The sequence below is a fragment of the Pseudomonas sp. C321 genome, from assembly GCF_055407105.1.
The window spans coordinates 148,421-160,881 of sequence record NZ_JBUZRB010000001.1 but is presented as its reverse complement, the minus strand read 5'-3'; the positions used below and the strand labels follow the sequence as shown (position 1 = coordinate 160,881).

The following is a 12,461-nucleotide window of genomic DNA, read 5'->3' as shown; positions in this document are numbered from 1 at the left end:
CCGCTCTGCGTTGCGGCGGCGAGCATGAATCGCTAGAGTTCGGCAGTCCTTTTTGTGCTCGCTCAACTTAATAATATCAATGGGAGTGTCTTGTGGAAATTGCCTGTCTCGACCTGGAAGGGGTACTGGTTCCGGAAATCTGGATCGCCTTCGCCGAAAAAACCGGTATTGAATCCCTGCGGGCCACCACCCGGGACATTCCCGACTACGACGTGCTGATGAAGCAACGCCTGCGGATTCTCGACGAGCACGGCCTCAAACTCTCCGACATCCAGGAAGTGATCACCACCCTCAAGCCGCTGGACGGCGCCATTGACTTCGTCAACTGGCTGCGCGAGCGCTTCCAGGTGGTGATTCTGTCAGATACGTTCTATGAGTTTTCCCAGCCGCTGATGCGCCAGTTGGGCTTCCCGACCTTGCTCTGCCATCGGTTGATTACCGACGAGAATGATCGGGTGGTGAGCTACCAGCTGCGTCAGAAAGATCCCAAGCGTCAGTCGGTGTTGGCCTTCAAGAGCCTGTACTACCGCGTGATTGCTGCCGGGGATTCCTACAACGACACCACCATGTTGGGTGAGGCCGATCAGGGCATCCTGTTTCACGCACCGGAGAATGTGATTCGAGAGTTCCCGCAGTTTCCGGCGGTGCATACGTTTGAGGATTTGAAGCGGGAATTCATCAAGGCGTCGAATCGGCCGTTGAGCCTGTGATTCTCTGGTGATGGGAAGCGAATAGACCTACGAACTTTGTAGGCTTCAATTTTGTGTCGAGGGGCTCTTTGTGGCGAGGGGGCAAGCCCCCTCGCCACAGGGTATTTACAGCCCTTCCAGGGTTTCCAGCAACACCCGCACCTTGGTCATCGACTCTTGATACTCCGCCTGCCACTCGGAGTCGGCGACAATCCCGCCACCGCCCCAGCAACACACCTGACCATCCTTGACCAACAAGCTGCGAATGGCGATGGAGCTGTCCATCTCCCCGCGCACGTCCAGGTACAACAATGAGCCGCAGTACAGCCCTCGCCGGGTCGGTTCCAGTTCGTCAATAATCTGCATCGCGCGAATCTTCGGCGCGCCGGTGATCGAGCCGCCGGGGAAGCTGCCGGCGATCAGGTCCAGGGCGTCCTTATCAATCGCCAATTCGCCGGTGACGCTGCTGACCAGGTGGTGAACGTTGGGATAACTTTCCAGGCTGAACAACTCTGGCACCTTCACCGAGCCAGTGCGGCAGGTGCGGCCCAGATCGTTGCGCAGCAGGTCGACGATCATCAGGTTTTCTGCACGATCCTTGGCGCTGGCCAGGAGCTCGGTGGCGTTGGCGGCGTCTTCGCTGGGTGTCAGCCCGCGCGGACGCGTGCCCTTGATCGGCCGGGTTTCTACCTGGCGTTCGCTGACTTTGACGAAACGCTCGGGCGACAAGCTCAGTACCGCGCCATCGTCCGGCAGGCTCTGGAACCCCGAAAACGGCGTCGGGCAGGCTTCGCGCAGAGCGCAATAAGCCACCCACGGATCGCCGATGCAAGGCGCGCGAAAGCGTTGGGCGAAATTGACCTGATAGCAGTCGCCAGCTTGGATGTAGTCCTGGATGCGCACGATGGCCAGGCGGTAGGCCTCGGCACTGAGGTCCGGTGCCATCGGGCCCTGGAGTGTGAACGTTGCCGCTGTGTCGACAGCGCAATGGCTGAACAACGCGATCAGCCGTTGCCGTTCGCTGTCTGCCAGAGTGGGATGAAACACAAGCTGGCTGGTGTGCGCCTGGTGGTCACTGATCAGCGCCCAGGCGTACAGCCCGAAGCGCGCGTCCGGCAGGTGCAGGTCATCCACCGCAAGGTGCGGCATGGGCTCCAGGTGCCGACCGAAGTCGTAGCTCAGGTAGCCGATCAGGCCGCCGGCGAACGGCAATTGCAAACCGGCGGGGATTGCGGCTTCACCCAATCGCGTCAGGTTTTCCCGTAAACGTTGCAGGAAATCAGCGCCGCTTTCGTCAGGCGCTACCGTCAAGGTCGCTTCAGGCCAGGCGCTGAGCAGGTCGTAACGCCCACGTTCGGCTGCCGGACGGCCGCTGTCGAGCAGTACCGCGCCGGGAGCGTGGCGAACCGCCGCAAAATACTCGGCGGGGTTGGCCCGGTAGGGCAATGGGTATACGGAGCAGGTCGACATGCGGGGTTGGATCAGTCAATGGCGCGGGGGGAGGGGGATTGTAGTCCCCTGTAGGATTTGCTCCTAGAGGGGATGTCGGGGATAGACAGTTCGAAGGCCGGATCAGCCTTCCACGGGCGGAATATGCCCAAACAGCTCCTGCGCAAACTTCACTCGTTCTTCCGGCGTTTCCGTCACGCCGGCCGCCTTCAGCTCTTCCAGTCGTGCTTCCACTGCGTGGGTACGCAAGGTCAGGCCGCAGTCGTTGGCGATCTGGATATTCAGCCCCGGTCGGGCATTGAGTTCCAGGATCAACGGACCTTTTTCCTGGTCCAGCACCATGTCCACGCCGATATACCCCAGCCCGCATAGCTCATAGCAGCCTGCCGCGAGCTTCATGAAGCCGTCCCAGTTGGGCAACTGCACGCCATCCACCGCGTTGGTGGTGTCGGGGTGTTTGGTGATGATGTTGTTCAGCCAGGTACCGCGCAGGGTCAGGCCGGTGGCCAAGTCTACGCCGACGCCGATGGCACCCTGGTGCAGGTTGGCCTTGCCGCCGGACTGACGGGTCGGCAGGCGCAGCATGGCCATCACCGGGTAGCCCATCAGCACGATGATGCGGATGTCTGGCACGCCTTCGTAGCTGATGCTTTTGAAAATCTGGTCTGGGACCACCCGGTATTCGATCAGCGCGCGATCGCGGTGGCCGCCCAGGGAATACAGGCCGGTGAGGATGCTGGAAATCTGGTGTTCGATTTCCTCATGGCTGATGATCTTGCCGGACACCGTGCGATAACGGCCTTCAAAGCGGTCGGCAATCACCAGGATGCCGTCACCGCCGGCGCCCTGGGCCGGCTTGATCACGAAGTCGCTGCGCCCGCCGATGATCTCGTCGAGTTTGTCGATTTCCTTCTCGGTGGAGATCACCCCGTATAGCTCCGGTACATGAATGCCGGCGGCGATGGCCCGTTCCTTGGTGATGATTTTGTCATCGACGATGGGATACAGGCTGCGCTTGTTGTACTTGAGCACGTAGTCGGCGTTACGCCGGTTGATGCCCATGATGCCCCGCGCTTCCAGGGCCTTCCAGGTCTTCCAGAAGCCGAACATTACGAGTCAGCCTTGATGAAGGCCTTGAAACGCACCAGTTCGGTCAGGCGGTAGCCGCGATAACGACCCATGGCCAGCATAAAGCCCACCAGGATCAGCAGGATCGCCGGGAAGGTGAAGACGAAGTAGATCAACTCCGGCACGCTCATGATCAGGTGCGCCAGGGACGCGGCGAACAACGTGCCGATCGCCACTTTCATGGCATGGCCGCCACCGCGCTCTTCCCAGGTGATAGACAGGCGTTCGATGGTCATGGTCAGGATCACCATCGGGAACAGCGCAACCGACAGCCCGCGTTCCAGGCCCAGCTTATGGCTGAACAGGCTGATGGCCGCGATCAGCACCACCACGAAGGTCAACACCACCGACAACCTGGGCAGCATCTGCAGCTTCAAGTGTTCCAGGTACGACCTGAGGGATAACCCCAGCGCGGTAATAATGGTGAACAACACGATACCGAAGCCCAGCTGCGTCTCACGGAACGCCAGGGCAATCAGCACCGGCGTAAACGTGCCCAGGGTCTGCAGGCCAATCAGGTTGCGCAGGATCAGGATCACCAGCACGCCAATCGGGATCATCACCATGATCATGAAGGTCTGCTGGGTTTGCAGCGGCAGGCCGTAGAGCGAGTATTCGAGGAAGTTGGCGTCAGTGTTTTCGTCGGTCAGCTTGGCCAGGCGAATGGCGTTCATTTCGCTGTTGTTCAGGCTGAAGGTCACCATGGCCTTCTTGCCGCCGTCGACGGTGATCAGGTTTTCGTCACCGGTCCACCACAGCAGGCGGTCAGACGGCAGGCCTTGTTCGCCGGTGTCCGGGTTGAAGTACAGCCAGTCATTGCCATTGAAGCTGCGCAGCCACAGTTCCGGGGTTTGCGGCTGGTCGGCGACGAGGCGGATGGTGTGGACCTTTTCCACCGGCACGTGGGCGATGGACAGCAGCAGTTCGACAATCTTGGCTTTGTGCGGCGTCGAGGGGTCGCCCGCCAGCAGCAGCTTGACGTTGTCGTCGCTGAGGTTATTGGTGCGCTTGATGGCTTCGCTGATAAAGGTTTCGACGTCCGCCGAGTGCTGGCGGATTGGCGCAAGCAGGGCTTCGGCGGCGATTTTTTCCGGGCCTTCGACGGCGATGCTGTCGCGGAAAGTCGGGCCCTTGACCTTGATCTTCTCGCCGCTGTAGCGCTTGGTCAGCACCAGGCGGTAGTAGAGGGTCTGGTTACCCTTGGCGCGGCGCGCCGACCAGGTGACCTTGCGATTGCCGTCGACGCGATTGACGCTTACTCCGTAGTTATTGGAGATGAAGCTTTCATTTAGGCTGACGTAATCGCGGCTCAGGGGCGGCACGAACATCTGGATTTTCACCGGGTCCTTGGCGTTGGCGACGAACTCGACCTTGGCGTCGATGTTCCACAGGTCGTCGGTGGCATCTTCGGTCACCGGGATGCCCAGGACGAAAATCTGATAGGCCGTGATCGAAATGCCCAGCACCACCAGGACAGCGATCAGGATTTTCAGGTGCAGATTAAGAGCGCGCATTGGGATTACTCGGCGGTATGAGCGTCGGTGGCGCAGGCAGGTTTGCCCGCCGCGTATTTAAGACTGGGGTCGACCAGCGCATCAAAGCGTTTCAAGGCTTCGGAGCCGATCAGCAGTGGATATTGGAAAGCGCTGCGGTCAGTCAAGTTCACTTCGATGCTGCGTAAAGCGGTGCCCATGCAGATGTCCAGGGCAATCACTGGACGGGCGGTGTAGTTTTTGTCCTCATCGGGGTCGTAATCGCCGGCGCGGCGCTTGATCTTGCTGACGCGGGCCAGAGGACGTTCGATGGGGTGGGAGTGAGCGGTATCGATGGCGAGGTAGAAACGCACCCAGGATTCACCGTTGCGCTTGAAACGCTTGATGTCGCGGGCACTCAGGGAGGCGGTCTTGGCGCCGGTGTCGAGCTTGGCGGCGACTTCCAGGTCAATGCCGGCCAGTTTGGCGTATTCATTGAGGCCATACACGGTCTTCTCGGCGGCATAGCCAAGGCCCGGAATAAACAGTAGGCAAAACAATAGGGGGAAGGGCTTGAGTCTCATAAATCCTGAGGCGGTCAGTGCGATGTTTGATTCAAGGCGACTGGCATTGCTGCGCAAGCTCCCTCGTGCGCCTTTTCATCTTTGGATGTCAGGCAAATACGGCGGGCATTCTAGCATGAAGGTTTTCTGACGCCAGCGCTGGCAGGCGGCCATGCCCTGATAAAGAGTTAGGAGGGTTATTAGACGATTGTCGACAATGTCTATTTAATCTTTGACTATTTTGGGCTGATTGGCTAGTTTTTGCGGCATTGCTTTTAAAGGTGTCGACAATATGCTGGATCAGCTGGAAATTCCGGTCGCGGCGCAGGACGATTCCCAGACCATGTCGGAGAACGTCTTCCGGCGAATCCAGGCCGCCATCGTCAAGGGCGAAATCGCCCCCGGCAGCAAGATCTCCGAGCCGGAGCTGGCGCGCACTTACGGTATCAGCCGTGGCCCGCTGCGCGAGGCGATTCACCGCTTGGAAGGCCAGCGCCTGCTGGTGCGCATTCCCCACGTGGGTGCGCGGGTGGTTTCCCTCAGCCAGGCCGAACTGGTGGAGCTCTACGAAATCCGCGAGTCCCTGGAAGGCATGGCTTGCCGGCTGGCTGCCGAGCGCATGACCGACGAAGAGATCGAGGAATTACGCCAGGTGCTGCACACCCACGAGCGCGATGCGGCGTTCCAGGCCGGCGTCGGCTACTACCAGCAGGAAGGTGACTTCGACTTTCATTACCGGATAATTCAAGGCGCCGGCAATCGCACCCTGACCCAAATGTTGTGCGGCGAGCTGTATCAGTTGGTGCGCATGTACCGCATCCAGTTTTCCGCTACCCCCAATCGTCCACGCCAGGCCTTTGCCGAGCATCACCGGATACTTGACGCGATTGCCGATCGCGACGGTGAACTGGCCGAATTGTTGATGCGCCGTCATATCGGCGCTTCCAAACGCAATATCGCGCGTCATTTTCCGGACAGCGCCCACCAGACAGCCACTCCACGAGGTGAGTCATGAGTTCCAACAACAAGAGCACTCCAGGCCAGCGCTTTCGCGATGCCGTCGCCAGCGAGCATCCGCTGCAAGTCGTTGGTGCGATCAACGCCAACCATGCCTTGCTGGCCAAGCGCGCTGGGTTCAAGGCGATTTACCTGTCCGGTGGCGGGGTGGCCGCAGGCTCCCTCGGCGTGCCAGACCTGGGCATTACCAGCCTGGATGACGTGCTGACCGATGTGCGCCGTATCACCGATGTCTGCGATCTGCCGCTGTTGGTGGATGTCGACACCGGTTTCGGCTCTTCGGCGTTCAACGTGGCGCGCACCGTCAAGTCGATGATCAAGTTCGGCGCGGCGGCGATCCATATTGAAGACCAGGTGGGCGCCAAGCGTTGCGGTCATCGCCCTAATAAAGAAATCGTCTCCCTGCAGGAAATGGTCGACCGCATCAAGGCAGCGGTCGACGCTCGCACCGATGACAGCTTCGTGATCATGGCCCGCACCGACGCCCTGGCCGTCGAAGGCCTGGAATCAGCCCTGGAACGTGCCGCCGCGTGCATCGAGGCCGGCGCCGACATGGTCTTCCCTGAAGCCATCACCGAACTGGACATGTACAAGCTGTTCGCCGCCCGCGTGAAGGCGCCGATCCTTGCCAACATCACCGAATTCGGCGCCACCCCGCTGTACACCGTCGAACAGTTGAAATCTGCCGATGTTTCCCTGGTGCTGTACCCGCTGTCGGCATTCCGGGCCATGAACAAGGCCGCCGAAAACGTCTACACCGCAATCCGTCGCGACGGCACCCAGCAGAACGTGATCGACACCATGCAAACCCGCATGGAGCTTTACGATCGCATCGACTACCACACCTTCGAGCAGAAGCTCGACGCGCTGTTTGCTGCCAAGAAGTAATGGCCCAAGCGCTTTTTCAGTAAAGAGCCTAATAAATACAAGATTGGAGATAACCATGGCTGAAGCAAAAGTATTGAGTGGAGCTGGCCTGCGTGGCCAGATCGCCGGGCAGACCGCACTGTCCACCGTGGGCCAGGCCGGCGCCGGCCTGACCTATCGCGGCTACGACGTGCGCGAACTGGCCGCCGACGCGCAGTTTGAAGAAGTCGCCTACCTGCTGCTGTACGGCGAACTGCCGACCAAAACCGAACTTGCTGCCTACAGCGCCAAGCTGGGCAAGCTGCGTGACCTGCCGCAAGCGCTGAAAGAGGTGCTGGAACGCATCCCCGCCGACGCCCACCCGATGGACGTGATGCGCACCGGTTGCTCGTTCCTGGGCAATATCGAGCCGGAGAAAGACTTTAGCGTGCAGCACGACATCACCGACCGCCTGCTGGCCGCGTTCCCGGCGATCATGTGCTACTGGTATCGCTTCAGTCACGAGGGTTTACGCACCAACTGCGTGACGGATGAGGCCTCCATCGGCGGCCACCTCCTGCACTTGTTGCATGACAAGAAGCCGAGCGAGTTGCACGTCAAGGTCATGAACGTCTCGCTGATTCTCTACGCCGAGCACGAATTCAACGCCTCCACCTTCACCGCACGGGTCTGTGCCTCGACCCTGTCGGACCTGTATTCCTGCGTCACCGCCGCCATTGGCTCCCTGCGCGGCCCGCTGCACGGCGGCGCCAACGAAGCGGCGATGGAGATGATCGAGCGTTTCTCTTCACCGCAAGAAGCCGTCGAAGGCACCCTCGGCATGCTGGCGCGCAAGGACAAGATCATGGGCTTTGGCCACGCGATCTATAAAGACAACGACCCGCGCAATGAAGTGATCAAGGGCTGGTCGAAAAAACTCGCTGACGAAGTGGGCGACACGGTGTTGTTCCCGGTTTCCGAAGCCATCGACAAGACCATGTGGGAACAGAAGAAACTGTTCCCCAACGCCGACTTCTACCATGCTTCGGCGTACCACTTCATGGGCATCCCGACCAAGATGTTCACGCCGATTTTCGTCTGCTCGCGCCTGACTGGCTGGGCGGCTCATGTGTTCGAACAGCGTGCCAACAACCGCATCATCCGTCCGAGCGCCGAATACACCGGCGTCGAACAGCGCAAGTTCGTGCCAATCGAACGTCGCTGAGCAGTGGAAACCTGGAGGCGCTGGTTTTTCGGTTTGGAACCGGCCTTCTGTAGGAGCGAGCTTGCTCGCGAAGATCGTGAGAGCGATGCGTTCATTCAGGACGCCCGCGTCATCATTAACGACCATCGCGAGCAAGCTCGCTCCTACAGGGAGCCGTGTTCATCTAGGCCAATGCCACAGGTTCACGCTGTACACCTTACCGTGACCGAGTCCTAGCCCATGAACACTGAACACCGCAAACCGCTGCCCGGCAGCCGACTGGAATACTACGACGCCCAAGCGGCCGTCGATGCAATCACCCCCGGCGCCTACGCCACCTTGCCGTATACCTCCCGTGTGCTGGCAGAAAACCTCGTGCGCCGCTGCGACCCGGCGACCCTCAACGCGTCCCTCGGCCAACTGATCGACCGCAAGCGCGACCTCGACTTCCCGTGGTTCCCGGCCCGCGTGGTCTGCCACGACATTCTCGGCCAGACCGCCCTGGTGGACCTCGCCGGCCTGCGTGACGCCATTGCCCTGCAAGGCGGCGACCCGGCCCAGGTCAACCCGGTGGTGCCGACCCAATTGATCGTCGACCACTCCCTGGCCGTGGAAAGTGGCGGTTTCGACCCGGACGCTTTTGAGAAAAACCGCACCATCGAAGACCGCCGCAACGAAGACCGTTTCCACTTTATCGAGTGGACCAAAAAAGCCTTCAAGAACGTCGACGTGATCCCGCCGGGCAACGGCATCATGCATCAGATCAACCTGGAGAAAATGTCTCCGGTGATCCAGGTGCGTGACGGCGTGGCCTTCCCCGATACGTGCGTCGGCACCGACAGCCACACCCCTCACGTGGACGCCCTGGGCGTGATCGCCATCGGCGTTGGTGGCCTGGAAGCTGAGAGCGTGATGCTCGGCCGCGCCTCGTGGATGCGCCTGCCGGAAAGCGTCGGCGTCGAGCTGACGGGCAAGCTGCAACCGGGCATCACCGCCACCGACATGGTGCTGGCGTTGACCGAGTTCCTGCGTCAGCAAAAAGTCGTCGGCGCCTGGCTGGAGTTCTTCGGTGAAGGTGCGTCGAAGCTGACCCTGGGCGACCGCGCCACCATCTCCAACATGGCTCCGGAATACGGCGCCACGGCGGCGATGTTCTACATCGACCAGCAAACCATCGCTTACCTGAAACTCACTGGCCGTGAAGACGAACAAGTCACCCTGGTGGAGCAGTACGCCCGCCACACCGGCTTGTGGGCCGACAGCCTCAAAGGCGCGCAATACGAGCGCGGGCTGACCTTTGACCTGTCCTCCGTCGTGCGCAACATGGCCGGTCCGAGTAACCCTCACGCCCGTGTCGCCACCAGCGACCTGGCGGCCAAGGGCATTTGCGGGCAGTGGGATGATGTGCCAGGGCAAATGCCCGACGGCGCGGTGATCATTGCCGCTATCACCAGTTGCACCAATACCAGCAACCCGCGCAACGTGATTGCCGCAGGCCTGCTGGCGCGCAACGCCAACAAATTGGGCTTGGAGCGCAAGCCGTGGGTCAAGTCGTCCCTGGCGCCGGGCTCCAAAACGGTGGCCATGTACCTCGACGAAGCCGGGTTGACCACGGAGCTTGAGCAACTGGGTTTTGGTGTAGTGGGATTTGCCTGCACCACCTGCAACGGTATGTCCGGCGCGCTGGACCCGGTGATCCAGCAAGAGATCATCGACCGTGACCTGTACGCCACCGCCGTATTGTCGGGTAACCGCAACTTTGACGGACGGATTCACCCGTACGCCAAGCAGGCATTTCTCGCTTCTCCGCCGCTGGTAGTCGCTTACGCCATTGCTGGCACCATCCGTTTTGACATTGAAAAGGACGTGCTGGGCCTGGACGCCAATGGCCAGGAAATCCGCCTGAAAGACATCTGGCCCAGCGACGAAGAAATCGACGCGGTGGTCAAGGCGTCGGTCAAGCCGGAGCAGTTCCGCCAGGTCTATATTCCGATGTTCGCTATCCACGAAGACACCGGCCCGAAAGTCGAGCCGCTGTATGACTGGCGCCCGCAAAGCACCTATATCCGCCGCCCGCCGTACTGGGAAGGCGCTCTGGCCGGTGCCCGTCCGCTCAAGGGCATGCGCCCGCTGGCGGTGCTGCCGGACAACATCACCACCGATCATCTGTCGCCGTCCAACGCCATCATGTTGGACAGCGCCGCTGGCGAATACCTGGCGAAAATGGGCTTGCCGGAAGTCGACTTCAACTCTTACGCAACCCACCGTGGCGACCACCTGACCGCCCAGCGCGCCACCTTCGCCAACCCGAAGTTGTTCAATGAAATGGTCGTCGAGAACGGCAAAGTCAAACAGGGCTCACTGACGCGCCTGGAGCCGGAAGGCAAGGTCACGCGGATGTGGGAAGCGATCGAAATCTACATGGAACGCAAGCAGCCGCTGATCATCATTGCAGGCCAAGACTATGGCCAGGGTTCGTCCCGGGACTGGGCAGCCAAAGGTGTGCGCCTGGCCGGTGTCGAGGCGATTGCCGCCGAAGGTTTCGAGCGTATCCACCGTACGAACCTGGTGGGCATGGGCGTGTTGCCGCTGGAGTTTTTCCCCGGCACTGACCGCAAGACGCTGGGTATTGATGGCAGCGAAACCTATGACGTGATCGGCGAGCGCACCCCGCGCGCCACGCTGACGTTGGTGATCAACCGCAAAAATGGCGAACGCGTCGAGGTGCCGGTGACTTGCCGCCTCGACACCGCTGAAGAAGTGTCGATCTACGAGGCGGGTGGCGTATTGCAACGTTTTGCCCAGGACTTCCTGGAATCGGCAGTGACCGCCTGACAACTGTGGCCGGGGTTTATACCCCGGCCCATGAGGAAAACCATGGCACACGTACCTCAGATCAAAATCCCCGCCACCTACATGCGTGGCGGCACCAGCAAGGGTGTATTTTTCAGCCTCAAGGACCTGCCCGAATCGGCCCAGGTGCCCGGCGCGGCCCGCGATGCCTTGCTGCTGCGAGTGATCGGCAGCCCCGACCCTTACGACAAGCAGATTGACGGTATGGGCGGCGCCACGTCCAGCACCAGCAAAACCGTGATCCTCGCCAAAAGCACCCGTGCTGATCACGATGTGGATTACCTGTTCGGCCAGGTTTCCATCGACAAGCCTTTCGTCGACTGGAGCGGCAACTGCGGCAACCTGTCGGCGGCGGTGGGTTCCTTCGCCATCAGCAGCGGCCTGATGGACGCCGCACGCATTCCCCACAACGGCGTGGCCGTGGTGCGGATTTGGCAGGCCAATATCGCCAAGACCATTATCGCCCATGTGCCGATCACCAACGGCGCGGTGCAGGAAACCGGTGACTTTGAACTGGACGGCGTGACCTTCCCTGCGGCTGAAGTGCAGCTGGAGTTCATGGACCCAGCGGCGGAAGAAGAGGGCGGTGGTGGGTCGATGTTCCCTACCGGCAACCTGATCGACGACCTGGAAGTGCCCGGTGTCGGTACCTTCAAGGCCACACTGATCAACGCCGGGATTCCCACCATCTTCATCAACGCCCAGGACCTGGGCTACACCGGTACCGAGTTGCAGGGCGCGATCAATAGCGATCCGAAAGCCTTGGCGATGTTCGAGACCATCCGTGCCCACGGTGCGTTGCGTATGGGCTTGATCCAACATCTGGACGAAGCGGCCAAACGTCAGCACACGCCGAAGGTGGCGTTTGTGGCGCGGCCTGCGGACTATGTGGCGTCCAGCGGCAAGGCGATTGCAGCGGGCGATGTCGATCTGCTGGTGCGGGCGCTGTCCATGGGCAAGTTGCACCACGCGATGATGGGCACCGCAGCGGTGGCCATTGGCACGGCGGCGGCGATTTCCGGGACGTTGGTCAACCTTGCAGCGGGTGGTGTGGAACGCAGCGCCGTGCGCTTTGGACATCCGTCGGGCACCTTGCGCGTTGGCGCTGAAGCCAGCCAGATCAACGGCGAATGGGTCGTGAAAAAAGCCATCATGAGCCGCAGTGCACGGGTGTTGATGGAAGGCTTCGTCCGTGTCCCAGGCGATGCTTTCTAAACTTTAATCACGCCTAATCAGAGTG

At 60.7% G+C, this 12,461-nt stretch carries 10 protein-coding genes; 6 read left to right on the top strand and 4 right to left on the bottom strand.

From position 1 onward, the window contains the following. The first annotated feature begins 92 nt into the window (after positions 1–92). Positions 93–710: a bifunctional phosphoserine phosphatase/homoserine phosphotransferase ThrH gene (thrH, locus tag ACZRJ6_RS00660; RefSeq protein WP_463969889.1), complete on the top strand. Its 618-nt coding sequence runs from the start codon at positions 93–95 to the stop codon at positions 708–710. 105 nt (positions 711–815) lie between these two features. Here thrH and pabB read toward each other — a convergent pair whose 3' ends face one another. The 4 genes from pabB to rloA form a co-directional block, all read right to left on the bottom strand. Continuing rightward, on the bottom strand, positions 816–2,159 hold the full coding sequence (pabB, locus tag ACZRJ6_RS00655; protein WP_463969890.1) for an aminodeoxychorismate synthase component I: 1,344 nt from the start codon (positions 2,157–2,159) through the stop codon (positions 816–818). A gap of 102 nt (positions 2,160–2,261) precedes the next feature. Then, positions 2,262–3,248, bottom strand: a complete 987-nt coding sequence (locus tag ACZRJ6_RS00650; protein ID WP_463969891.1) for an alpha-L-glutamate ligase-like protein — start codon at positions 3,246–3,248, stop codon at positions 2,262–2,264. After that, positions 3,248–4,780: an osmotic stress tolerance membrane protein RloB gene (gene rloB / locus ACZRJ6_RS00645; protein WP_149412047.1), complete on the bottom strand. Its 1,533-nt coding sequence runs from the start codon at positions 4,778–4,780 to the stop codon at positions 3,248–3,250. The genes ACZRJ6_RS00650 and rloB overlap by 1 nt, the downstream gene beginning before the upstream one ends. Before the next feature lie 5 nt (positions 4,781–4,785). Next, on the bottom strand, positions 4,786–5,322 hold the full coding sequence (rloA, locus tag ACZRJ6_RS00640; protein WP_463969892.1) for a retropepsin-like aspartic peptidase RloA: 537 nt from the start codon (positions 5,320–5,322) through the stop codon (positions 4,786–4,788). A 271-nt stretch (positions 5,323–5,593) separates the two neighbouring features. Here rloA and ACZRJ6_RS00635 point away from each other — a divergent pair, with 271 nt between their 5' ends. From ACZRJ6_RS00635 to prpF, 5 genes are all read left to right on the top strand, one after another. After that, on the top strand, positions 5,594–6,316 hold the full coding sequence (locus ACZRJ6_RS00635; RefSeq protein WP_463969893.1) for a GntR family transcriptional regulator: 723 nt from the start codon (positions 5,594–5,596) through the stop codon (positions 6,314–6,316). Then, positions 6,313–7,206: a methylisocitrate lyase gene (prpB, locus tag ACZRJ6_RS00630; protein WP_133101695.1), complete on the top strand. Its 894-nt coding sequence runs from the start codon at positions 6,313–6,315 to the stop codon at positions 7,204–7,206. Before ACZRJ6_RS00635 ends, prpB begins: the two co-directional genes overlap by 4 nt. A gap of 55 nt (positions 7,207–7,261) precedes the next feature. Further along, positions 7,262–8,389 (top strand): bifunctional 2-methylcitrate synthase/citrate synthase, encoded by a 1,128-nt coding sequence (gene prpC / locus ACZRJ6_RS00625; protein ID WP_463969894.1) that lies wholly within the window; start codon positions 7,262–7,264, stop codon positions 8,387–8,389. A 219-nt stretch (positions 8,390–8,608) separates the two neighbouring features. After that, positions 8,609–11,203, top strand: coding sequence for a Fe/S-dependent 2-methylisocitrate dehydratase AcnD (gene acnD, locus ACZRJ6_RS00620; RefSeq protein ID WP_463969895.1), 2,595 nt, complete (start codon positions 8,609–8,611; stop codon positions 11,201–11,203). A gap of 42 nt (positions 11,204–11,245) precedes the next feature. Next, on the top strand, positions 11,246–12,436 hold the full coding sequence (gene prpF / locus ACZRJ6_RS00615; protein WP_463969896.1) for a 2-methylaconitate cis-trans isomerase PrpF: 1,191 nt from the start codon (positions 11,246–11,248) through the stop codon (positions 12,434–12,436). The last annotated feature ends 25 nt before the right edge of the window (positions 12,437–12,461 follow it).

Excerpts from the sequence above, each read along its gene's own strand:
- acnD (WP_463969895.1), top strand. The coding sequence starts at position 8,609 with ATGAACACTGAACACCGCAAACCGCTGCCCGGCAGCCGACTGGAATAC.
- rloB (WP_149412047.1), bottom strand. The coding sequence starts at position 4,780 with ATGCGCGCTCTTAATCTGCACCTGAAAATCCTGATCGCTGTCCTGGTG.
- prpB (WP_133101695.1), top strand. The coding sequence starts at position 6,313 with ATGAGTTCCAACAACAAGAGCACTCCAGGCCAGCGCTTTCGCGATGCC.
- prpC (WP_463969894.1), top strand. The coding sequence starts at position 7,262 with ATGGCTGAAGCAAAAGTATTGAGTGGAGCTGGCCTGCGTGGCCAGATC.
- rloA (WP_463969892.1), bottom strand. The coding sequence starts at position 5,322 with ATGAGACTCAAGCCCTTCCCCCTATTGTTTTGCCTACTGTTTATTCCG.
- ACZRJ6_RS00650 (WP_463969891.1), bottom strand. The coding sequence starts at position 3,248 with ATGTTCGGCTTCTGGAAGACCTGGAAGGCCCTGGAAGCGCGGGGCATC.
- pabB (WP_463969890.1), bottom strand. The coding sequence starts at position 2,159 with ATGTCGACCTGCTCCGTATACCCATTGCCCTACCGGGCCAACCCCGCC.
- prpF (WP_463969896.1), top strand. The coding sequence starts at position 11,246 with ATGGCACACGTACCTCAGATCAAAATCCCCGCCACCTACATGCGTGGC.
- ACZRJ6_RS00635 (WP_463969893.1), top strand. The coding sequence starts at position 5,594 with ATGCTGGATCAGCTGGAAATTCCGGTCGCGGCGCAGGACGATTCCCAG.